This is a genomic window from Mycobacterium sp. SMC-8 (assembly GCF_025263565.1).
GTDB lineage: Bacteria > Actinomycetota > Actinomycetes > Mycobacteriales > Mycobacteriaceae > Mycobacterium.
The window spans coordinates 4059181-4080802 of the sequence record NZ_CP079865.1 but is presented as its reverse complement, the minus strand read 5'-3'; the positions used below and the strand labels follow the sequence as shown (position 1 = coordinate 4080802).

Annotated in this window: 21 protein-coding genes; 7 read left to right on the top strand and 14 right to left on the bottom strand. The window is 68.2% G+C overall.

Annotated elements, in window-relative coordinates:
- Positions 1-32: 32 nt before the first annotated feature.
- Positions 33-1040 carry an ABC transporter substrate-binding protein gene (locus KXD97_RS19775; RefSeq protein WP_260751794.1) on the bottom strand — a complete coding sequence of 336 codons (1008 nt, stop codon included), beginning with the start codon at positions 1038-1040 and terminating at the stop codon, positions 33-35.
- 344 nt (positions 1041-1384) lie between these two features.
- Positions 1385-2374 (bottom strand): LLM class flavin-dependent oxidoreductase, encoded by a 990-nt coding sequence (locus KXD97_RS19770; protein ID WP_260751793.1) that lies wholly within the window; start codon positions 2372-2374, stop codon positions 1385-1387.
- 109 nt (positions 2375-2483) lie between these two features.
- Here KXD97_RS19770 and KXD97_RS19765 point away from each other — a divergent pair, with 109 nt between their 5' ends.
- Entirely contained in the window at positions 2484-3077 is a 594-nt protein-coding gene (locus KXD97_RS19765; RefSeq protein WP_260751792.1) for an SRPBCC family protein, read from the top strand.
- On the opposite strand, the gene KXD97_RS19760 is transcribed toward KXD97_RS19765, so the two are convergent.
- From KXD97_RS19760 to nhaA, 5 genes are all read right to left on the bottom strand, one after another.
- Positions 3058-3522, bottom strand: a complete 465-nt coding sequence (locus KXD97_RS19760; protein ID WP_260751790.1) for a RidA family protein — start codon at positions 3520-3522, stop codon at positions 3058-3060. The genes KXD97_RS19765 and KXD97_RS19760 overlap by 20 nt on opposite strands.
- Positions 3519-4283 carry a GntR family transcriptional regulator gene (locus KXD97_RS19755; RefSeq protein WP_260751789.1) on the bottom strand — a complete coding sequence of 255 codons (765 nt, stop codon included), beginning with the start codon at positions 4281-4283 and terminating at the stop codon, positions 3519-3521. Before KXD97_RS19755 ends, KXD97_RS19760 begins: the two co-directional genes overlap by 4 nt.
- 101 nt (positions 4284-4384) lie before the next feature.
- Complete coding sequence (locus KXD97_RS19750) at positions 4385-5575, bottom strand: S9 family peptidase (RefSeq protein WP_260751788.1); 1191 nt, start codon at positions 5573-5575, stop codon at positions 4385-4387.
- A gap of 2 nt (positions 5576-5577) precedes the next feature.
- The gene (dxs, locus tag KXD97_RS19745) at positions 5578-7491 is read right to left on the bottom strand and encodes a 1-deoxy-D-xylulose-5-phosphate synthase (protein ID WP_260751787.1); all 1914 of its coding nucleotides are present in this window, start codon (positions 7489-7491) and stop codon (positions 5578-5580) included.
- Positions 7492-7519: 28 nt separating this feature from the next.
- On the bottom strand, positions 7520-8833 hold the full coding sequence (gene nhaA / locus KXD97_RS19740) for a Na+/H+ antiporter NhaA (RefSeq protein WP_260758073.1): 1314 nt from the start codon (positions 8831-8833) through the stop codon (positions 7520-7522).
- Between the two features lie 228 nt (positions 8834-9061).
- On the opposite strand from nhaA, the gene KXD97_RS19735 reads away from it, so the two are divergent.
- Positions 9062-12013, top strand: a complete 2952-nt coding sequence (locus KXD97_RS19735; RefSeq protein WP_260751784.1) for a UPF0182 family protein — start codon at positions 9062-9064, stop codon at positions 12011-12013.
- A 7-nt stretch (positions 12014-12020) separates the two neighbouring features.
- On the opposite strand, the gene KXD97_RS19730 is transcribed toward KXD97_RS19735, so the two are convergent.
- Together KXD97_RS19730 and KXD97_RS19725 are read right to left on the bottom strand one after the other, a co-directional pair.
- Positions 12021-13205 carry a class I SAM-dependent RNA methyltransferase gene (locus KXD97_RS19730; protein ID WP_260751783.1) on the bottom strand — a complete coding sequence of 395 codons (1185 nt, stop codon included), beginning with the start codon at positions 13203-13205 and terminating at the stop codon, positions 12021-12023.
- Positions 13202-15196, bottom strand: coding sequence for an APC family permease (locus KXD97_RS19725; RefSeq protein ID WP_260751782.1), 1995 nt, complete (start codon positions 15194-15196; stop codon positions 13202-13204). The genes KXD97_RS19730 and KXD97_RS19725 overlap by 4 nt, the downstream gene beginning before the upstream one ends.
- A 100-nt stretch (positions 15197-15296) precedes the next feature.
- Between KXD97_RS19725 and KXD97_RS19720 the strand changes: the two genes are divergently transcribed.
- Positions 15297-15968: a TrkA family potassium uptake protein gene (locus tag KXD97_RS19720; protein WP_260751780.1), complete on the top strand. Its 672-nt coding sequence runs from the start codon at positions 15297-15299 to the stop codon at positions 15966-15968.
- A 75-nt stretch (positions 15969-16043) separates the two neighbouring features.
- Positions 16044-16709 (top strand): TrkA family potassium uptake protein, encoded by a 666-nt coding sequence (locus tag KXD97_RS19715; RefSeq protein ID WP_260751779.1) that lies wholly within the window; start codon positions 16044-16046, stop codon positions 16707-16709.
- A 6-nt stretch (positions 16710-16715) separates the two neighbouring features.
- On the opposite strand, the gene KXD97_RS19710 is transcribed toward KXD97_RS19715, so the two are convergent.
- Both KXD97_RS19710 and KXD97_RS19705 read right to left on the bottom strand, forming a co-directional pair.
- On the bottom strand, positions 16716-17417 hold the full coding sequence (locus KXD97_RS19710) for a DUF3159 domain-containing protein (protein WP_260751778.1): 702 nt from the start codon (positions 17415-17417) through the stop codon (positions 16716-16718).
- Complete coding sequence (locus KXD97_RS19705) at positions 17414-17785, bottom strand: OB-fold nucleic acid binding domain-containing protein (RefSeq protein ID WP_260751777.1); 372 nt, start codon at positions 17783-17785, stop codon at positions 17414-17416. The genes KXD97_RS19710 and KXD97_RS19705 overlap by 4 nt, the downstream gene beginning before the upstream one ends.
- A 144-nt stretch (positions 17786-17929) precedes the next feature.
- On the opposite strand from KXD97_RS19705, the gene KXD97_RS19700 reads away from it, so the two are divergent.
- Complete coding sequence (locus KXD97_RS19700) at positions 17930-18634, top strand: alpha/beta hydrolase (RefSeq protein WP_260751776.1); 705 nt, start codon at positions 17930-17932, stop codon at positions 18632-18634.
- 62 nt (positions 18635-18696) lie between these two features.
- Here the strand turns inward: KXD97_RS19700 and KXD97_RS19695 are convergent, their stop codons facing one another.
- A complete protein-coding gene (locus KXD97_RS19695) occupies positions 18697-19509 on the bottom strand; it encodes a DUF3710 domain-containing protein (protein ID WP_396884446.1) in 813 nt (270 codons plus the stop codon).
- On the bottom strand, positions 19496-19960 hold the full coding sequence (dut, locus tag KXD97_RS19690) for a dUTP diphosphatase (RefSeq protein ID WP_260751773.1): 465 nt from the start codon (positions 19958-19960) through the stop codon (positions 19496-19498). Before dut ends, KXD97_RS19695 begins: the two co-directional genes overlap by 14 nt.
- 25 nt (positions 19961-19985) lie before the next feature.
- Here dut and KXD97_RS19685 point away from each other — a divergent pair, with 25 nt between their 5' ends.
- Complete coding sequence (locus tag KXD97_RS19685) at positions 19986-20462, top strand: DUF3093 domain-containing protein (RefSeq protein ID WP_260751771.1); 477 nt, start codon at positions 19986-19988, stop codon at positions 20460-20462.
- A 22-nt stretch (positions 20463-20484) separates the two neighbouring features.
- Here the strand turns inward: KXD97_RS19685 and KXD97_RS19680 are convergent, their stop codons facing one another.
- On the bottom strand, positions 20485-20787 hold the full coding sequence (locus KXD97_RS19680) for a DUF4193 domain-containing protein (RefSeq protein WP_260751769.1): 303 nt from the start codon (positions 20785-20787) through the stop codon (positions 20485-20487).
- 178 nt (positions 20788-20965) lie between these two features.
- Between KXD97_RS19680 and cei the strand changes: the two genes are divergently transcribed.
- Positions 20966-21622 carry an envelope integrity protein Cei gene (gene cei / locus KXD97_RS19675; RefSeq protein ID WP_260751767.1) on the top strand — a complete coding sequence of 219 codons (657 nt, stop codon included), beginning with the start codon at positions 20966-20968 and terminating at the stop codon, positions 21620-21622.

The following is a 21622-nucleotide window of genomic DNA, read 5'->3' as shown; positions in this document are numbered from 1 at the left end:
TCGCTCGGTCGTGGGCTGGAGTCGACGGTCGGTCAGAAGGTGGCGCGGTCGTCCTCGGGCAGGTACTGCTGGTCGAGCACGGTGGCCCAGTCCACGGGCTGGTCGATCTGACCGGCGGCCAGCATCAAGTCGGAGAGGTTGTTCAGGCCTTCGGGATCGACCTTGAGCGAGTAAGCCTTGGCCAGATCGGGGCTGTTGCGCAGGGCGGCCTGCATGACCTCCGGGGAGACCCCCACCAGCGGTCCGATCTCGGCGCCGGCCTCGTCGGGGTTGGACACGACCCACTCGTTGAGCCGGTCGGCGACCTTGAAGAACTTCTTCAGGTTCTCGGGGTTGGCCTCGGCGTAGTCGGTGTTGACCGCGACCAGGTCGGCCGGCAGGTCGCCCAGCACGTCGCGGGAGTTGATCAGAACCTCGGCGTTCTCGCTGGCCTGCTTCTCGGCGATGAACGGCTGCATCGCCCAGCCCGCGGTGATCTGATTGGCCTTGGCGGCGGTCCAGTTGTCACCCATCTGGCCGACGGCCTGGGCCCGGACGCCCTGGCCGAGTTCGCGTTCCAGGCCCTTGACCAGAAGCTCGGTCGACGAACCGGCCGAGCTGAAGCCCAGCACGGCGCCCTCGATCGAACGCCCGGGTGGGCTGATCCACGAGAAGTCATTGACCTGGAACCACGGCGCGACGACCTTGAGGTTCGAATTCGGTTGCTGCGCAGCCAGAAGTACCGAGCTGTTGCCCGCGATCGCCATGTCGGCGTCACCGCTGGTCACCACGCGCAGCGTATTGCCGCCGCCACCCCCGGAGAACAGGTCAACCTTGAGCCCCTCCTCCTCGAACCACTTCTTGTTGATTCCCGCGGTCAGGATCGCCATGAAGGGCAGGCTGTCGACGCCGGTCGCCGAGATGCTCAGCGTGTCGGTCGTGGCTCCCGCGCTGCCACCGGCGTCGGCCGGTCCGGCAGATTCGTCAGCGCACGCGGTGGCGCCGACGAGCAGTGCGGACGTTGCGACGATTGCACCGATGACCTTGGGAAACCGTGACATGTGGGACGCCTCCAGAAGGGGTTTGAATATTGGATACACTATACGAAGAAGTGTGATGTAGAGCAATATTTAGGGGCGATGTCGCCTGGATAACATTGCCGCCACTTCCAGCCCGGCCGCGACACCCAACAGCACCGAGGCAGCACGCAGACCGGATCCGTGCGCCGATTCCGCCGTCTGCTGCTCGCGCCGCACGTCAGCATATTGGGAGACGACCGGCGGTGCAGGCCGAGAGTGCACGACGCCATCGGCCGGGGTGAGCGCGCGCTTCAAAGCCGGCGGAGCCCCGGGCACGGCACTGCCAGGCGCCGGGTACGGGCGCAGATCCGCGGCGTCGGAGCGGCTCACCCCTGGCGGCCGCTGACGATGTCGGCGAAGGCGCGGATCGTGCCCTCGCGACTTTGCCCGGGCCGCACGAACGGGACGATCGACACCTGGTCGACTCCGAGCGACTCGATCTCCTTGAGTCGCTGGGCGCACTCTGCCCTCGTGCCGGCCAGCGCGAAGAGATCGACGAGTTCGTCGGGCACCAGATCGGCGTGCGCGGCCTCGGGGTTCATGTGCTCGTAGTAGTTGTACTGTTCCCTGATCCGGTCGATGGCCTTTTCCAGCGAGGGGTCCACCTTGGCCGGCAACGGGCGGATCGCGACCCGGGAGACGTGTGCGCGCACCAGATCTCGCGCCTCGGTGCTGTCCTCGCCGATCGCCGTCGGGGTCCACAGCACGATGTGGAGGTCATCGAGCGTGCGCCCACTCTGCCGCGCGCCCCGCTCGATGGTCCGCAGCGCACCCTCGATGAACTCGGGTGCCGTGCCCACCAGCACGATGACGCCGTCGGCGATGCGGCCGGACATCTCCAGGATCTTGGGCGCGGACGCGGCGATGTAGATCGGGATGTCCACCGGGCCGCTGAGGTAGTTGAGGTGGTACTCGGCCCCGCTGGTGGGTTCGGCGACCTTCTCGCCGCGGAACAGCGCGCGCAGGTCCGTGATGGACTTCTCCAGTTCGGCGAGCTTGAGCGGCTTGAGGCCCATCGTCCGCAACGACGAATCCCCGGTGCCGATACCGAGAGCGACTCGGCCGCCGGTGAACTCGGCCAACGTGGCCCACGTGGAGGCCAGTAGCGAGGGGTGTCGGGTGACCGCGTTGGTCACCCCCGTGCCGAACACGATCCGCTCGGTGCCGACCGCGGCGGCGCCCATCACCGTCGAGGACTCCCGCCAAATGTTCTGGGAATCGCCGAACCAGACATGGTCGTACCCGAGGTCCTCACAGAGCCGGACATAGGAACACATCGCCCCCGCCGGTTCGGTCGGGAACAGTCCTGCACCCATGCTCAGCATTCGGAAAGCCTCCTCGGGGCGAGTGTGCGATTGCTGTATATCGTATCCAATCGTAGGGTTAGGTGGTCGGAATCACAACCGGAGGCAGTGAATGAAACTCATGAACGAGTTCACGGTCGACGCGCCACTGGACGACGCATGGGCGGTGCTCACCGACATACCGACCGTCGTGCGGTGCGTCCCGGGTGCCGAGCTGGACCGTCACGAGGGCGCCGACTACCACGCCCGCGTCACCGTCAAGGTCGGACCGATCGGAATGACGTTGGCGGGCAAGGCGACTCTGGTCTCACAGGACGACGCGGCCAGGGAGATGGTGGTCTCGGGCACCGCCGCCGACCGCAAGGGCAACGGGTCGACCGAGGCCACGGTGCGCCTGGTGGCCCGCGAACAGGCGGGCCGTACGGTCGTCACCGTCACCACCGACGTCGAGCTCAGCGGCCGCATCGCGCAGTTCGGCAAGAGCGCGATCGTCCCGGTGAGCAACCGCATCATCGGCCAGTTCGTCGAGCGACTCGACGCGGTGATCGCCGGCGGTCCCGCGCCCGCGCCCGGCGCGACCGGCGAACGTCCGTCGCACCCGGCCCCGGTGCCGCTTCCGGAATGGATCACCTTGGCGGTCAACGGATTCGCTGGGCTCACGCTGGGCCTGGCGATAGGGCGCTGGCTGGAGCGCCTCAGGCCGGTGCGACGCTGACCACGAGATCGAGCTCCACGCACGCCCCACCGGGCAACGATGCGACACCGATCGCGGTCCGCGCGTGCGCACCGACGTCGGCGCCGAACACATCGATCAACACCTTCGATGCTCCGTCGATGACCGCCGGGTGAGCGTCGAACTCGCCGACCGCGCGCACATAGCCGCGCAGGTGGATCACCGTACTCACCGCGTCCAGCCCCACGGCGGCCTCGATCGCGCCGAGAAGATTCAGCGCGGCCAGCGCCGCCTGCTCCACGGCAGTCTCGACGGTCACGTCGTCGCCCACGACCCCGCGCAACGCGGGCACGCCGGCGCGGCGGGCCGTCGCTCCGGAGACCCAGAGCTGGTCGCCGCACCGCCGGCTCGGGGAATAGGCACCCTTCGGGGGCGGCGCAGCAGGAAGTGACAAGCCCAGCTCGCGCAGCCGGTCGGCGACCGTCACGCCGGCGTGTCGGGTTCGGAATCGAAGATCCGGTGGATCGGCTCGATCGCGTGGGCGCGGTGCTCGTGGTTGAGCGCCACCATCCGTTCGACGTCGCGGGCGGCCATCGCCTCGATCATCGCCACATGCTCGTGGCAGACCTTCGGCATGTCGAGCAGCGGCGAGTACATCGGCCGGTAGGCGTCAGCGGTGTTCCACAACTGGGTGACGATGCGCTTGGTGCGGGCCATCCCACTGGCGTGGAAGGTCAGGAAATGGAACTGCCGGTTGAACACGCCCACCGAGATCAGATCGCCGTCGGCGAGCGCTTTGTCCATTTCGGCGTTACAGCTGCGCATCTCGTCGACGATCTGGTCGGTGACCCCGGGCATCGCATCCCGGATCAGCGCTTCCTCCAGGATGGCGCGTAGGGTGAACACCTCGACCAGGTCGCCCAGGCTGAGTTTGGTGACGCGGTAGCCGCTGTGCGGCACATAGGTGATGTACTCCTCGGCCTCCAGCGTCTTGAGTGCTTCGCGGATCGGGATGCGCGACATGCCGAACTGTTCGGCCACGGCCTCCTGCACGATCCAGCTGCCGGGTGCCAGCTTGCCGGTCGTGATGTCGTGCCGCAGCGCCTCCACGACAGCCTGCTGGGCGGTTTTGGGGCGGACGAAGTCCGACCGGCGTCCGCGGTCGGCACCCGCGGCCGAGGCCGTCGACGCGTCGCGCTCGTCGTTGTTCCGCGACGCAGAACGTTTGGTTGCGGTGCGCGGTGACATCGGCTCTCGCTTTCAGGTGATTGGATACACTATGCGATCACCTGGGCCGATGAGTCAAACCCCGGCCGGCATACCGCGGTTCGGCCACTGACGGGCGGCGCTCAGGCCAGCGCCCGTGCCAGGAACGGCGTCGAGTCGGGAATCGAGGCCAGCACGGTGCCGCTGTGGTCGGAATCCGGATACACCTTCAGCGTCACGCCCTGACCGTTGTCGGTCAGCCGTTCGGAAAACCGCAGCGTCAGGTTCGGCGGGACGTCACGGTCCTGCATCCCGACGCCGAGGAACACCGGGCGGTCGTATCCCGTTGCGGGGACGCCCATGTACGCGTCGATCGCCTCAGGGGCGCCGGGGATCGACGCGATCGGCGCGGTGAAGAACTCCGGTACTTTCAGCCCTTCGAGTGCACCGGGAAGCTCTGCGGCGCAGAGAGTTTCGGCCTTGTCCGCGGCCGCCCGGCCCTCCCGGGTCAGCACCTGGTCCAGATCAAGGTCGGGACGGGCCTCTCGCAGCGCGGCGACGATGTAAGCGGTGTAGGCGCTGCCCATCGGGCCCAGTTCGGGCGGGACGGCCATGTCGGGGCCGGCCTGTTTGACGATGTTCTCGACGTTGGCCGGGGTGCCGGTCGCGACGACGCCGCGGTAGTCCAGCCCGCGACCGGCGCTGAACTCGGTGGCCCACCGGGCTGTCGCGACGGCGGCTCCCCCGCCCTGCGACTGTCCGACGACGGCCCACTTCGGCGACAGATCGAGATCCATCTGGCGGGCCGCGATCACCGAGTCCACCACGGCGCGTGCAGTGCTCCGGCTGTTCAGATAACTCATCAACCCCGGTGTGCCCAGACCGGTGTAGTCGCTGCCCACCACCGCGTAGCCCTGGTCGAGCCAGTGCGACAGATACTCCTTGTCGCGGCCGCTGCGTGGCAGCGCCGACGGGGTGCAGTCGTCACCGAGCCCGACGGTGCCGTGCGCCCACGCGATCACCGGCCACCCACCCTGCGGGGCAGCGATGCTGGGGGTGAACACCACCGCGGTGCTGACCGCGGGGCGGTCGTGCTGGTCGATGGTGGAGTACAGGATGCGGTAGGCGGCGCCGGCCCCCGGCACCGACAGCGCCGGGTCCAGCGGCACGGTGTCCAGCAGGGTGCCGGGTGACGCGGCGGGCACCTCCAGCGCCCTGGCGTCCAGGCCGGACCACATGGGTGTGGCGGCATCCGCGGTCGGAGCACAGCCCACCAGCGCAGCGATCGTCAGCACGGCGCCCGCCGTGAGGCGAGCGGAGTGGGTTTTCGCCATCGTCAGTCGACGCGCTCACTGACCTCGCTGTCACCGGCGGCGGCGCCGAGCGCGGCCACCCAGCCGGTGATCTGGCGGGCGATGCTCTGTTCGGTCAGCCCGACCTCGGCGAGCACCTCACCCCGCGAGGCGTGGGCGAAGAACTCCTGCGGCAGCGCGGCGTCCCGGCACGGCACATCGATCTCGTTGCGACGCAACGCACTCGACACCGCCGATCCGACCCCACCGTGACCGCCGTTGTCCTCGATGGTGACGACGAGCTTGTGCCGGTCCGCCAGGGTCGCGATCTGTTCGGGCACGGGCAGCACCCACCGCGGGTCCACCACGGTCACACCGATGCCTTGGTTGCGCAGTCGTTCGGCGACCGCCAGCGCCATCGCGGCGAACGGACCGACGGCCACCACGAGCACGTCCTCGGACATCCCCTCGGCAGGAAGCGTGAGGATGTCCACCCCGTCGCGACGTTCGATCGCCGGGATGTCTTCGCCGACATCGCCTTTCGGGAACCGCACGGCGGTGGGGCCGTCGTTGACCTCGACAGCTTCGCCGAGTTCCTCCCGCAGGCGCGCACCGTCGCGTGGTGCGGCGACCCGCATGCCGGGCACGATGCCCAGGATCGACAGGTCCCACATTCCGTTGTGGCTGGCGCCGTCCGGTCCGGTGATCCCGGAGCGGTCCAGCACCATGGTCACCGGCAGCTTGTGCAGCGCGACGTCCATCAGCATCTGGTCGAACGCGCGGTTGAGGAACGTCGAGTAGATCGCCACCACCGGATGCATGCCGCCCATGGCCAGCCCCGCGGCCGACGTCATCGCGTGCTGCTCGGCGATACCGACGTCGAAGAAGCGATCCGGGAAGCGTTCCCGGAACGCGCTCAATCCGGTGGGTCCGGGCATCGCGGCGGTGATGGCGACGATGTCTCGGCGCTTGCTCGCCAGCCGGATCAGCGCCTCGGAGAACGTCGACGTCCAGCCGGGCCCGGGCACCGAGGTCGCCAGACCGGTTTGGGGGTCGATGACACCGCACGCGTGCATCTGATCGTCGACGTCGTTCTCGGCGGGCGCGTAGCCCATGCCCTTGCGGGTCACGACATGCACCACCACCGGGGCGTTGAACGCGCGGGCGTGCCGCAGCGCGCTTTCCACAGCGTGCTCGTCGTGACCGTCGATGGGCCCCACGTACTTCAGGCCGAGATCGGTGAACATCACCTGCGGTGACAACGCATCCTTGATGCCGGCCTTGATGCTGTGCATGCACTGGTAGCAGAACTCGCCGATCATCGGCACGCCACGGACCGCCTTGCGGCCCTCCTCCAGGAAGCGCTCGTAGCCGGGCTGCAGCCGCAGGCCGGCGAGGTGTTCGGCGAAACCGCCGATGGTCGGCGCATAGCTGCGGCCGTTGTCGTTGACCACGATCACGATCGGGCGACGCGACGCGGCGATGTTGTTCATCGCCTCCCAGCACATGCCCCCGGTCAGCGCACCGTCCCCGACCACCGCCACCACGTGCCGGTTGCGGTGCCCGGACAGCTCGAACGCCTTGGCCAGACCGTCGGCGTAGGACAGCGCTGAGCTGGCGTGGCTGGACTCGACCCAGTCGTGCTCACTCTCGGCGCGCGACGGATAGCCGGACAGGCCGTCCTTTTTGCGCAGCGAATTGAAGTCCTGGCTGCGACCCGTGAGCATCTTGTGCACGTAGGCCTGGTGCCCGGTGTCGAAGAGGATCGGGTCGTGCGGGGAATCGAAGACCCGGTGCAGCGCCAGCGTGAGCTCGACAACGCCGAGGTTGGGTCCCAGATGCCCACCCGTCGCCGCGACCTTGTGGATCAGGAAGTCACGGATTTCGCGGGCCAGGTCCTCCATCTGCGCCTGCGACAGGTGCTGTAGATCTGCGGGACCGCGGATCTGTTCAAGCATCCCGTCAGTCTACGCACGGCCGAGATGGTCAGTCCTGTCGAGTCTGGTAGACATCGGGCACTCCGTCGCGGTCGGCATCGGCCGTTTCTTCCTGGTATATCCGCCGGTAGACACGGTTTCTGGTGAGCAGGATGCCGGCCGCCAACGTGGCCGCCAGCAGCGAGCCGGACAACACACCGATCTTCACAAATTCGTCACGTTCGGACCCCATGCCGTAGGCCAGGTCGCCGATCAACAGCGACACGGTGAACCCGACGCCGGCCAGCATGGACATCCCGAGCACGTCCACCCACCGCAACGACGAATCCAGGCTGGCCCGCGTCACCGCCGACAGGACACGGGTGGTGAGCAGGATCCCGATCGGCTTGCCCAAGACCAGGCCGAGCACGATTCCCAAGGTGATCGGATCGCCGAGTGCCCGGGTCAGCCCGCTGAGACCACCGATGCTCACACCGGCGGCGAAGAAGGCGAACACCGGAATCGCGACGCCGGCCGAGATCGGACGGAACCGGTGTTCGAAATACTCGGCCATACCCACCCGGTGCTCCGGCTCGACTTCACGTCCCCGCTGTGTCGCCGATCGCCGCACCGGAACCGCGAAACCGAGCAGCACGCCGGCCACCGTGGCGTGCACACCCGACTCGTGCACCAGCACCCACACCGCCACCGCCAGAGGGACGAGCACCCACCACTTCTGGACGCCGCGCTGGACGCACACTGTGAAGAGCGCCAGCGGAACCACCGCCAGGGCCAACGCCCACCCGTTGATCTCCTGGGTGTAGAACACGGCGATGACGGTGATCGCCAGCAGGTCATCGATGACGGCCAGCGTCAGCAGGAACGTCCTCAGCGCGGACGGCAGATGGGTGGCGATCACGGCGAGCACCGCCACCGCGAACGCGATGTCCGTGGCAGTCGGGATCGCCCAGCCGCGCAACGCCCCGTCCCCGGTGTTGAGGTTCACCAGGACGAAGATCAGCGCGGGCACCACCATGCCGCCGACCGCGGCAGCGATCGGCAGCGCCGCCCGACTCGGATCCCGTAGATCGCCGGCAACGAACTCCCGCTTGAGCTCAAAGCCGACCACCAGAAAGAAGATCGCCAGCAGCCCGTCGGCGGCCCAGGCCCCCAGCGTGAGGTTCAGGTGCAGCCCGAACCATTCGCCTCCCAGCTCGAGATCGCGCAGCGCGAAGTAGCTCTGCGCCCACGGGGAATTCGCCCAGATCAACGCCGCAGCGGCGGCCACCAGGAGGATGGCGCCGCCGACGGTTTCCTTGCGGAGAATTTCGGTGACCCGGCGGGTCTCCGCCCAGGAACCTCGTGAGAAGACCGGGCGGCGCATCGGCGAGAACGGGCTGGTTGCCAAATCGAGAGTCCCATCATTTGTGGTCGTCAAAGCAAGGCCGACCAGACTTCCCGGCACACCAACTACGATCAATGTAGGCCATTCGCCACTCGCGCACTCGCCGAGCCGGGTCCGACCTCTGTCGGCGTTCTGCCGGGAGACTGGCCGCACCGGTGCCTCGGTATGCCCGGATCGACGGCACATCACCGCGATCGGAGCGCCCTGATGAAGACTGCGCCGTCGGCCAGGTTCGCACACCTCCCCCGCCGCACCCGCGCCGCGTTGTTCGTCGCTGCGGGGTGCGTGACGCTGCTCATCGTCGGCCCCCGCGCTGTCGACGCCTACGTCGATTGGTTGTGGTTCGGAGAAGTCGGCTACCGATCGGTCTGGGTGACGGTGTTGCTCACCCGGCTGGGGATTTTCATCGCCGCCGCGACATTGGTCGGGGGTGCGGTGATGGCCGCTGCCCTGCTGGCCTACCGCACCCGCCCGGTGTTCGTGCCGGCTGAGATCAGGTCAGAACCGCTCGATCCGTACCGCGCGGCCGCGATGGCGAGGCCCCGGCTGACCGCGTTCGGCATCGCGGCCATTGCGGGTCTGCTCTGCGGACTGATCGCCCAGCTGCGCTGGACGACGGTGCAACTGTTCCTCCACGGCGGCGCGTTCGGCATCGCAGACCCCGAGTTCGGCCACGACATCAGCTTCTACGTGTTCGATCTGCCGTTCTACCGCATAGTGCTGAACTGGTTACTCGTGGCCTGCGTGATGGCGCTGCTGGCCAACCTGGCCGCGAACTATCTGTTCGGAGGGCTGCGCATCGGCGCCGGCAAGGGCACGCTGACCCAGCCGGCACGCGTGCAGATCGCGGTCCTCGCGGGCACGGCGATCATGCTCAAAGCGGTGGCCTACTGGTTCGACCGTTACGAACTGCTCTCCGCGGACCGCAAAGAGCCCACGTTCACCGGCGCCGGCTACACCGACATCCACGCGGCGCTGCCGGCCAAACTCGTGCTGTTGGCGATCGCCGTGCTGTGTGCCGTGTCGTTCTTCGCCGCGGTCTTCCTTCGCGACATGCGGATTCCGGCGATGGCCACCGCGCTCCTGGTGCTGTCGTCGCTGTTGGTGGGCGGCGCCTGGCCGATGTTGATGGAGCAGTTCTCCGTGCGGCCCAACGCCGCCGATCTCGAAGCGCCCTACATCGACCGCAACATCGATGCCACCCGCGCGGCCTTCCGACTCGGCCGCGACCACGTCGAATACCGCGACTACCCCGGTATCGGCACCACCTCTCCCGTCGACGTGCCGGCGGACCGGACCACCATCGCCCAGGTGCGCCTGCTGGACCCCAACATCCTGTCGCGGACTTTCACCCAGCAACAGCAGCTGAAGAATTTCTACAGCTTCCCGGAGGCCCTGGACATCGACCGTTACCGCATCGACGGTCGGGTGCAGGACTACATCGTGGGTGTGCGTGAACTGTCCCCGGATTCGCTGACCGGCAACCAGACCGACTGGATCAATCGCCACACCGTCTACACGCACGGCAACGGGTTCGTCGCCGCGCCCGCGAACCGGGTCAATGCCGCGGTGCGTGAAGCCGCCGAGGCCTCGGAGAGCAACAGCGGCTACCCGATCTACGCCGTCAGCGACATCGCCACGCAGGCGTCAGGCCACCAGGTCATCCCCGTCGAGCAGCCGCGCATCTACTTCGGTGAGGTGATCGCCCGAGCCGATCCCGATTATGCGATCGTCGGCGGCGCCCCGGGGGCGCAGCCTCGCGAGTACGACACCGACACCTCGACCTACACCTACACCGGAGCCGGCGGCGTTCCCATCGGAAACTGGTTCAACCGCAGCGTTTTCGCCGCCAAATTGACCGAGCGCAACATCCTGTTCTCGCGGGCGATCGGCGCGGAGTCGAAGTTGATCCTTCACCGGGATCCCAAGAAGAGGGTCGAGCGGGTGGCGCCGTGGCTGACCACTGACGCCAACACCTACCCCGCGGTCGTCGATGGACGCATCGTATGGGTCGTCGACGCCTACACCACGCTGGACCGGTATCCGTACGCCGCCCGCGCCTTGCTGGAACAGCCGGCGCTCACCCCGAGCGGGTCATTCCGGCAGGGCAGTGCGGTGGGGTACGCCCGCAACTCGGTCAAGGCGACCGTCGATGCGTATGACGGAACCGTCACGCTCTATCAATTCGACACCGACGACCCGGTCCTGGCGGCGTGGATGCGCGCACTGCCAGGCACCGTCACGAGCGCAGACGACATTCCCGACCAGCTGCGGGCGCACTTCCGCTATCCGGAGGACCTGTTCCGCGTGCAGCGCGAACTGCTGTCGAAGTACCACGTGGACGAGCCCCGAGAATTCTTCACCACCAACGCTTTCTGGTCGGTCCCGAGCGATCCCACCAATGAGGCCACCTCGGCGCAACCACCGTTCTATGTGCTCATCGGCGACGAGGAGACCGCAGAGCCGTCGTTCCGGCTGGCCACGGCGATGGTGGGCTACAGCCGGGAATTCCTGTCGGCCTACATTTCCGCCGGCTCCGACCCGCACGATTACGGGAAGCTCTCGGTACTGCAGCTACCGACCGACACCCTCACCCAGGGCCCGCAACAGATCCAGAACTCGATGATCTCCGACACCCGGGTGGCTTCCGAACGAACCCTGCTGGAGCGGTCGAACCAGATCCACTACGGCAACCTGCTCACCCTGCCGATCGCCGACGGCGGCGTGCTGTACGTCGAACCGCTCTACACCGAACGCATCTCGACGAATCCGAACAGTTCGACCTTCCCACAGCTGTCGCGGGTGCTGGCGAGTTTCCGCGAACCCGGAGGCGGCGGCGTGCGGGTGGGGTACGCCCCGACCCTGTCTGAGGCGCTGGACCAGATCTTCGGCTCGGGTACGGGCCGTGTCGCCACCGCGCCGGGCGGAGATGCCGCCTCGGTCCCGCCTCCCTTTGCCCAGCCGCCTTCGGCCCCGGGACCGACCGATCCGCTCCCAGCACCCGAAACCGCGCCGGACGCGCAACGCGCGGTTCCGCTTCCCCCGGGCTCCGACGGTCCGATTTCGGCGACAGAGCTTCGCGAAGCGCTCGATCAGATGCGTGAGGCCCTCGACCGGATGGAACAAGCCGTCGATGCTCTGGAGCCTGCGCAGCCCTGAACCTGTCTCACCTGCGCAGCACGGCGACGCACTCGACATGGTGGGTCAGCGGGAACGAGTCGAACACGCGCAGCTGCTCGACCGCATACCCGTGCTCCACGTAGAGACCTACATCGCGGGCGAACGACGCTGCCTCGCAACCGATATGGACGATGCGCGGCACCTCGGCACCGGCCAGCAAACCGATCACCTCGCGGCCGGCGCCGGTGCGGGGCGGATCCAGCACCGCGACGTCGGCGCGCCGGCGCTGCCCGCTCAGCGCGCGGCGCACCGAATCCGTCAGCACGGTCACGTTGCCCAGGTCCGCCAGCGCCGCGCGTGCCGACCGCGACGCGCCCCTGGAGGTGTCCACGGTCAGCACCGAGCCGGTGTCGCCGACCTCGCCGGCCAGCGCCGCGGCGAAAACGCCTGCGCCGCCGTATAAGTCCCAGGCGGTCATGCCCGGTTCGAGCGCAGCCCACTGCGCTACCAGCCCGCTGTAGAGCGCGGGTGCTTCCCGGTGCGCCTGCCAGAACGCGGTGACCGGCACCCGCCAGGACCGCCCATGTACCCGCTGCACCGCCTCATAGTCGCCTTCCACGACGGTGGTGCGGCGGCCGCGCCCGGCATGCGCGACGTGCCGGTTACCGTCGTCGTCGATGACGACGTGGACGGCGGCCCCGGCCGGCCAGCGGGTGTCTGCCAGCCCGTCGAGCATGCCTGGGGGCAGCTGTGCGCAGTCGAGCCGATGCACCAGCTCGGCGCTGTGATAGCGGTGGAAACCGACGCGGCCGTCGGGCGAGGTGTCGAGGCGTACCCGGGTCCGCCATCCGGTCGCGGCACCGTCGCCGACCGGCTCGGCGGAGGCCTCCGACTCGTCAAGCCAGCGGTGATTGCCAAGCCGGACAAGTTGATTGGCGACCACAGCACCCTTGATCCGGCGCGCCGCGGCGGGGTCGGCGAACGCGAGGTCGCAGCAGCCGGAACCACCTGCGCCCGCGATCGGGCAGAGGGTGTCGACGCGGTCCGGCGACGGTTCGAGCACCTCGACCGTCTCGGCGTTCCAGTACGACCCGCGCTCGTCGACGAGCCGGGCGCGGACCGTCTCCCCCGGCAGCGCGTAGCGCACGAACACCACCCGACCGTCGTGGCGCGCGACACAGCTGCCGCCGTTGGCTGCCGCGGTGGTGGTCAGCACCAGGTCGTCACTCAATCCAGGAACCCCTTGCGTGCGTCTCCGGGTGCGGACTGGGGCGCCAGCTTCTTCAATCGCTCCGACGAACTCAGCTGCCAGGGCACCGACGTCACCATCACGTTGGGTTCGAACAGCAGGCGGCCCTTCAGCCGCAGCGCACTCTGGTTGTGCAGCACCTGTTCCCACCAGTGACCGACGACGTACTCGGGGATGAACACGGTGACCACCGTGCGGGGCGAGTCCTTGCTCACCCTCTTGACGTAGTCGAGCACGGGGCGGGTGATCTCCCGGTACGGCGAGGCGATCACCTTCAGCGGCACGCTGATGTCGCTGTGCTCCCACTTGTGCACCAGCTGGCGGGTCTCGGCATCGTCGACGCTGACGGTGACCGCTTCCAGCACGTCGGGTCTGGTGGCCCGGGCATACGCAAGCGCGCGCAGCGTGGGCATGTGGAGGTTGGAGACCAGCACGATCGCGTGGTTACGGCTGGGCAGCACGATGTCCTCGGTCTCGGCGGCCTGGGCGTCCAGCTCCTGGCTGACCGCCGCGTAGTGCCGGTGGATCAGCTTCATGATCCCGAACAATGCGGCCATCGCCAGTATCGCGATCCACGCGCCGACGAGGAATTTGGTCACCACGACGATCACCAGCACGGTTCCGGTGCAGACCAGCCCCACGGTGTTGATCACCCGCGCCCGCATCATCCGTCGGCGCGCGGCCGGATCGGTCTCGGTGCGCAACAGCCGGGTCCAGTGCCGGACCATCCCGACCTGGCTGAGGGTGAACGACACGAACACCCCGACGATGTAGAGCTGGATCAGCGCGGTGACCTGGGCCTGGAACGCCACCACGAAGGCGATCGCGCCGAACGCCAGGAACAGGATCCCGTTGGAAAACGCCAGCCGGTCACCGCGGGTGTGCAGCTGACGCGGCAGGAAGCGGTCCTGAGCCAGAATCGATCCCAGCACCGGGAAGCCGTTGAACGCGGTGTTGGCGGCCAGCACCAGGATCAGTGCGGTGACGCCGGCGATCAGGTAGAGCCCCAGCGGGAAGCCATGGAACACCGCCTCGGCCAGCTGCGCGATCAGTGTTTTCTGGTGATAGTCGGGCGGCGCGCCGACGAGTTGTTCATGGGGACGTTCGGCGATCTTCACGCCGGTTGCCTTGGCCAGCATGATGATGCCCATGAACAGTGTGATCGCGATCACGCCGAGCAGCAGCAGCGTGGTTGCGGCGTTGCGCGACTTCGGTTTACGGAACGCGGGCACACCGTTGCTGATGGCCTCGACACCGGTCAGCGCCGCGCTGCCGGACGAGAACGCACGGGCCACAAGGAACACCAGCGCGAAGCCGACGACGTCGCCGTGCTCGGAATGCATCTCGAAGTCGGCCGACTCCGCCCGCAGCGGGATGTCCAGCGCGTAGATCTGGACGAAGCCCCACACCAGCATCAGGTACATGCCGATCATGAACGCGTAGGTGGGAATCGCGAACGCGGTGCCGGACTCGCGGATACCCCGCATGTTCAGTGACGCGAGCAGCAGGATCGCGATGACGGCGAACAGCACCTTGTGGTCGTTGACGAACGGTATCGCGGACCCGATGTTCGACATCGCCGAGGACATCGACACCGCGACGGTCAACACGTAGTCGACCAACAGCGCGCTGGCCACCGTCAGCCCGGCGGTGGGGCCGAGATTGGTGGTCACCACCTCGTAGTCGCCGCCGCCGGACGGGTAGGCGTGCACGTTCTGCCGGTAACTGGCGATCACGACCAGCATCACCGCGGCCACGGCCAGCCCGATCCACGGCGCCATCGAGTAGGCGGCCAGGCCGGCCACCGACAGCACCAGGAAGATCTCCTCGGGCGCGTACGCCGTCGAGGACAGCGCGTCGGAGGCGAAGACCGGCAACGCTATCCGCTTGGGCAGCAGGGTGTGCGACAGCTTGTCACTGCGGAACGGCCGGCCCAGCACCAATCGCCGGGCGACGGTCGAAAGCTTGGACACGAGTGCCAAGAGTAAGCCCGACGGCCCGCAACCGTCGGAAAGCGGTAGCGTTCCGCGTGCATGGGTTTTGCAGCGACCTCGGCCGGGAAAGGACCGTCAGGTGCGTGTAGTGGTGATGGGGTGTGGCCGTGTCGGCGCATCGCTGTCGGACAGCCTGGCCAGGATCGGCCACGACGTCGCGGTGATCGACCGCGACGCCACCGCATTCCACCGGCTCTCCGCGGAGTTCCCGGGTGAGCGGGTGCTCGGCATGGGTTTCGATCGCGATGTGCTGATCCGGGCAGGTATCGAGGGCGCCTCTGCGTTCGCCGCGGTGTCCTCGGGCGACAACTCGAACATCATCTCCGCGCGGGTGGCGCGCGAGACGTTCGGCGTGCAACGGGTGGTGGCGCGCATCTACGACGCCAAGCGCGCGGCCGTCTACGAGCGGCTCGGCATCCCCACCGTGGCGACCGTGCCGTGGACCACCGATCGGCTGCTCAACGTGCTGACGCGGGAGACCGAGACCACCAAGTGGCGCGACCCTACCGGCAACGTCGGGGTCACCGAGCTGGCGCTGCACGAGGACTGGGTGGGCCGCCGCCTCACTGAGCTGGAGTCCGCGACGTCGGGCCGGGTGGCGTTCTTGATCCGCTTCGGCGCCGGGCTGCTGCCCGACGCGAAGACCGTCATCCAAGCCGGAGACCAGGTTTACATGGCCGCGGTGTCGGGGCACATCGCCGAGGCGCTGGCGATCGCCGCGTTGCCGCCCAGCGAGGACCCGGAGGGCTGATGCGGACGCGATGGAGCAGTGTGATGACGCGGACGCGAGGAGCAGTGTGATGACGCGGACGCGAGGAGCAATGTGATGAAGGTCGCGATCGCCGGGGCAGGCGCGGTGGGCCGGTCCATCGCGCGCGAGCTCGTCGAGTCCCACCAGGTCACGCTGCTGGAGCGCAATCCCGATCACATCGACGTCGAAACCGTTCCGGCCGCGGTCTGGCGCCTGGGCGACGCGTGCGAGCTGAGCCTGCTCGAATCGGTCAAACTGGAGGAGTTCGACGTCGTCATCGCCGCCACGGGTGACGACAAAGCCAACGTTGTGGTCAGCCTGCTGGCCAAGACGGAGTTCGCGGTTCCGCGTGTGGTGGCCCGGGTGAACGACCCGCGCAACGAGTGGCTCTTCGATGAGTCCTGGGGCGTCGACGTCGCGGTCTCCACGCCGCGCATGCTGGCGTCGCTCGTCGAGGAGGCGGTGTCGGTCGGCGACCTGGTGCGGTTGATGGAGTTCCGTAAGGGCCAGGCCAACCTGGTCGAGATCACGCTGCCCGACGACACGCCGTGGGGCGGTAAGCCGGTCAAACGTCTTGACCTGCCCAGGGACGTGACGTTGGTGACGATCCTGCGGGGTCCCCGGGTGATCGTCCCGGAGCGCGACGAGCCGCTCGAAGGCGGTGACGAGCTGTTGTTCGTCGCGGTCACCGAAGCCGAAGACCAGCTGCGTGAGTTGCTGCTCAATCCGCAGCAGCGGTGAGTTCTGTCAGTTCGGCTCGTGGGCCGCGTCGTCGCGGGGTTCGGGGGTGGCCGGCTCGTGCAAGCCGCGTTCCCGTAAGGCTCGCTGAGCGCCCCGTATCGCGATGTAGGTGACCACCGCGGCGACCGCCGTCAGCGGCCATCCCATCGCGATCCGCGCGACGCCGAGCCAGCCCGTCTGATCGGCGTCGTAGAGATGCTGCTGAACCACGAACCGCGAGGTGAACACCGCCGCCCATACCAGTGTGGCGACGTCGAACGCACGCACCGCCCGGCGCTCCTCGCGCCAGCGCCGGTCGCCGGTGTGCACCCAGCCCCAGATGTAGCCGACGACCGGGCGACGGATCACCACCGACGCCGTGAACACCACGGCCCAGAACAGCGACGTCCAGATGCCGAGCAGGAAGTACCCCTTCGACGCACCGACGAGATAGGCGATCAGCGCGCTGATCCCGACGGCGAAGAACCCGGAGATCGCCGGCTGGGCGGTCTCCCGGCGGACCAACCGCCAGATCAGGATCACGGTGGCCACCCCAAGCGCGGCAGCGATTGCGGGCATCAGCCCGAAAAGGGAAGACACCGGGACGAACACCACGACGGGCAGCGAGGAGTAGATCAGGCCGCTGACGCCGCCCATCTGTTCCAGGACGGCGGCGCCGCGTGCCGGAGGGGTCTGGTGCGTACCCGGATCGGTGCCCGGGTCGCTCACTTCTGGATCTCGTAGTGGGGGTTGTAGATCGCCTTGGATCCGTTGTCCAACTTGCCGACTCGGCCGTGCACCTTGAGGGTGCGGCCCGACTCGATACCCGGGATGCGACGCTGCCCCAACCAGACCAGCATCACCGAGTCAGTACCGTCGAACAGTTCCGCCTTCACCCCGCCGGCGCAGCTCTTGCCGTTGCACTCAACGCTGCGCAAGGTGCCGATCATCGTGACTTCCTGACCGCGCTGACAGTCGATCGCCTTCTGGGCGCCCGTACCGGCGGCTTCGTCGTTGAGTTCTTCGACGTCGAGTTGTTCAGGATCTTCGGTCAACCGGCGGGTGAGCCGGCGAAGATATCCCTCGGCCGTGGCCATGGCCTCTCCTGACCTTCTGCCAATCCAAATGGATGCTGTTAAACCAACGCCACGGTAGACCTCTTGGTTCCCAGATGCTAACTACAGCGCGAGTGGTGTTGGGGTCGCGTCGATGTGAGTTCCACGACAGGGCACGATCAAAACATGACGGTCACTCTGCGCGGCGTCACCGCGGTCCTGCTCCCCGGAACAGGGTCCGACGACGATTTCGTCTACCGGGCGTTCTCCCCCGCGCTGCACGACGCCGGTGCGGTGGTGGTGACCCCGCCCCCGCAGCCCGAGCGTCTCGTCGACGGCTACCGCGACGGTCTGCGCGATGCCGCCCGGTCCGGACCGATCGCGGTGGGCGGTGTGTCGATCGGCGCGGCGGTGGCCCTGGCATGGGCGCTGGCCCACCCGCAGGACGTGGTGGCAGTGCTGGCCGCCCTGCCCGCCTGGACCGGGGACCCCGACGCGGCGCCGGCAGCGATGGCCGCTCGCTACTCGGCCGAGACGCTGCGCCGCGACGGGCTGGCGGCGGCCACCGCGCAGATGCAGTCGAGCAGCCCGGCATGGCTGGCCCGGGAACTGACCCGATCGTGGCTCGGACAGTGGCCGGCGCTGCCGGACGCGATGGAGGAGGCCGCTCGGTATGTGGCGCCGACCAGTATCGAGCTGGAGTACCTGGGCGCCCCGCTCGGCGTGGTGTCGGCCGCCGACGACCCGGTGCACCCGCTGGAGGTCGGCATTGAGTGGGCGACCGCCGCGCCGTGCGCGGCGCTGCGCACCGTCACCCTCGACGCGATCGGCGCCGATCCTGCTGTACTCGGCGCCGAGTGTCTGGCGGCGCTGCGGGACGCCACCGCTTGATCGTCATCCGCCGGCCTGATTGGCGGATTCCTCAACGCGGCTCGTCCCTCACCGCTTGATCGTCATCCGCCGGTGATGGTCCGCAGCTGTTGCATCGCCGAACCCTGCGTGGAGCGGCGTGCATTGGGCTGCGGCGGCTCCTGCTGTTGCGGCGTGGCCGGGGGCTGAGGCGGCTGCGGCGCGCCGCCCTGCTGCTGGGCCATCGCCTGCTGGGCCTGCTGCGCCGCCTGCTGCTGCGCGGCAGCCAGCTGCGCGGCCATCGGCTCCGGCAGCTGCACCGGAAGCGGGGTGCGCACCGGCAGCGGCGTGTCACCACGGCGAACCACCGTGTCGGCCAGAGCGTTTCGGGCTTCCTCAGCCAGCTCGCTCACCCGCTCGTAGGGTCCGTTGACCACACAGCGGACCATCCAGCGGTACCCGTCCACGCCGATGAAGCGCACGACGGCCGCGCCCTCTCCGGCCGAGCCGACAACCTCACGGCCCCACGGGCCGTCTTCGATGCTGACCCGCGGAGCGTCTTTGCGCAGCGACTCCGCCAGCTCCGAGGCCACTTCCCGCCACAAGCCGGCGGACTTGGGCGCCGCGTACGCCGCAATCGTGAAACGGCCGTTGGGAGTCACGACCCAGATGGCGCTCGGCGCCCCGGCCTCGTTGAGTTCCACCTGCACCTGGCCGTTCTGGGGCATCGGGATCAGCACCGAGCCCAGGTCCAGCCGTGCCTGCACGGCGACCGACGGATCGTCGAAGTCGTCGATGTCGAAGGGGCCTTCCAGCTCCTCGTCGTCGGTGTCCACCGACGTCACCTCCTCGGGTGTTTCAGCGCTGTCACTGTGGTGTCTTCCCACTTTGGTGTCCTCTCCCCTACAGACTGGCATGCCCGCCCGACGAGCCGTGACCACCGTCACCGCGCGTCGTGTCGGCCAATCCGGCCTCATCGAAAGACGTCACCTCGATCAGGTCGGGCAACTCGACCCGCTGCACCAGCAGCTGGGCGATCCGGTCACCGCGGCGGATCACGATCGGAACCGCGGGATCGAGGTTGATCAGCGAAACCTTGATCTCCCCCCGGTACCCGGCGTCGATCGTGCCGGGGCTGTTGACGATCGAAAGCCCAACGCGGGCAGCAAGTCCCGAGCGCGGGTGGATGAGTCCGACCATGCCGTGCGGAATGGCCACCGCCACCCCGGTCGGCACCAACGCCCGCTGGTGCGGTGCGAGTTCGACGTCCTGAGCACTGTAGAGATCGACTCCCGCGTCGCCGTCGTGCGCCCGGCTGGGCAGCGGGAGGTCGCGGTCGAGTCGCACTACCGCCAGAGAGGAGGACACGACGTCAGAGATTACTCTTGGCCACGTGTCAGACACGCGTGCCACTGCCCGAACCGTTCGCTATCGCGAGCGGCTGCGGGTCCCGCTGTGGTGGTGGGTGCCCGGGCTCGGGGTCGCCGCCCTGATCGCGCTCGAGGTGGATCAGGGCGTCAGCGCGTTGCCGAGCTGGCTGCCCTACGCGGTCCTGTTGCCCGTGGCCGCCGTCGTGCTGCTGATGCTCAGCAGGACCGAACTCAAGGTGGTGAGCAGCGGCGCCGAAACCGAGCTGTGGGTGGGCAACGCACATCTACCGGCCTCGGTCATCTCGCGCACGGCGGAGGTCCCACGCTCGGCCAAGTCGGCGGCGTTGGGACGCCAGCTCGATCCCGCTGCGTACGTCGTGCACCGGGCCTGGGTCGGCCCGATGGTGCTGCTGGTCCTGGAGGATCCGGATGATCCCACCCCGTACTGGCTGGTCAGCGCCAAGCATCCGGACAAGCTCCTCGCTGCCCTGCGCGCCTGAGAACAGGCGCGTAGCTCACGCGTCAGGCAGCGCAGTCGGTGCAGATCATCTGGCCGTTCTTCTCAGTGGCCAGGCGGCTGCGGTGATGCACCAGGAAGCAGCTTGAGCAGGTGAACTCGTCGGCCTGTTTCGGGATCACCCGGACCGACAACTCCTCGCCGGACAGATCGGCACCCGGGAGTTCGAAGTTCTCCGCGGATTCCGACTCGTCGACGTCGACGACAGCCGACTGAGCTTCGTTGCGCCGCGCCTTCAGTTCCTCCAGTGAATCCTCGGAAACGTCGTCGGTCTCAGTGCGCCTTGGGGCGTCGTAATCGGTGGCCATAACGTGTCCCCTCCGTGAAGCTCGTTGCAGCGTTGCTTTGTACCAGCGTCGAACGCATCCGCCAAATAATTCGTGCCCGGATTGACACCGGTTCTCATGTGATTTATGTCACACTCCCGGCCGGGTCGTCGTCGCCGCCGGTCGGAGCCCTGCCGGTGGTGGCTCTAGAGTGCTGGACGTGGTCGCGCAAATCACCGAGGGCACGGCGTTCGACAAACACGGGCGCCCCTTCCGCCGTCGCAACATCGTGCCCGGGATCGTGCTGTTCGCGTGCCTGGCGGTCGCCTCGACACTGGTCTGGGTGATCGCGCTGTCGCGGCCGCCGGAGGTGCCGCAGGCCGCGGTGTGCAATCCTCCCCCGCCCCCGGCCGAGCCGGGCGCCCCGGCACCGAACCTCGGCGAACAGGTGTCCCGCTCGACGATGCTCGACGTGACACCGGCCAAGCTGGCCGATGCCAGGGTTCGGGTGCTCAACGCCAGCGGACAGGGCGGGCAGGCCGGTGAGATCGCAGGAGAACTGCGTGATCTGGGCTTCACCGAACCCGAGGCCGCCAACGATCCGCTGTACACGACCGCGCGACTGCAATGCCAGGGTCAGATCCGGTTCGGGCCGGCGGGCCGCGCCGCCGCAGCGGCAGTGTGGCTGGTAGCGCCCTGCACCGAACTGTTCCAGGACGGCCGCACCGACGACACGGTCGATCTGGCGATCGGCACCGACTTCGCCGAGCTGACCCACAGCGACGACATCGACGCCGTGCTGGCGAGCCTGCTTCCCGACGCCACCGCACCCGCCGACCCCGAGCTGCTCACCAAGGCCCACACCGGGACCTGCTGA

Coding starts and splice junctions, on each gene's coding strand:
- KXD97_RS19775 (WP_260751794.1), bottom strand. CDS start 1,040: ATGTCACGGTTTCCCAAGGTCATCGGTGCAATCGTCGCAACGTCCGCA.
- KXD97_RS19770 (WP_260751793.1), bottom strand. CDS start 2,374: ATGGGTGCAGGACTGTTCCCGACCGAACCGGCGGGGGCGATGTGTTCC.
- KXD97_RS19765 (WP_260751792.1), top strand. CDS start 2,484: ATGAACGAGTTCACGGTCGACGCGCCACTGGACGACGCATGGGCGGTG.
- KXD97_RS19755 (WP_260751789.1), bottom strand. CDS start 4,283: ATGTCACCGCGCACCGCAACCAAACGTTCTGCGTCGCGGAACAACGAC.
- KXD97_RS19750 (WP_260751788.1), bottom strand. CDS start 5,575: ATGGCGAAAACCCACTCCGCTCGCCTCACGGCGGGCGCCGTGCTGACG.
- dxs (WP_260751787.1), bottom strand. CDS start 7,491: ATGCTTGAACAGATCCGCGGTCCCGCAGATCTACAGCACCTGTCGCAG.
- nhaA (WP_260758073.1), bottom strand. CDS start 8,833: ATGCGCCGCCCGGTCTTCTCACGAGGTTCCTGGGCGGAGACCCGCCGG.
- KXD97_RS19735 (WP_260751784.1), top strand. CDS start 9,062: ATGAAGACTGCGCCGTCGGCCAGGTTCGCACACCTCCCCCGCCGCACC.
- KXD97_RS19715 (WP_260751779.1), top strand. CDS start 16,044: ATGAAGGTCGCGATCGCCGGGGCAGGCGCGGTGGGCCGGTCCATCGCG.
- KXD97_RS19705 (WP_260751777.1), bottom strand. CDS start 17,785: ATGGCCACGGCCGAGGGATATCTTCGCCGGCTCACCCGCCGGTTGACC.
- KXD97_RS19700 (WP_260751776.1), top strand. CDS start 17,930: ATGACGGTCACTCTGCGCGGCGTCACCGCGGTCCTGCTCCCCGGAACA.
- KXD97_RS19695 (WP_396884446.1), bottom strand. CDS start 19,509: ATGCCAGTCTGTAGGGGAGAGGACACCAAAGTGGGAAGACACCACAGT.
- KXD97_RS19680 (WP_260751769.1), bottom strand. CDS start 20,787: ATGGCCACCGATTACGACGCCCCAAGGCGCACTGAGACCGACGACGTT.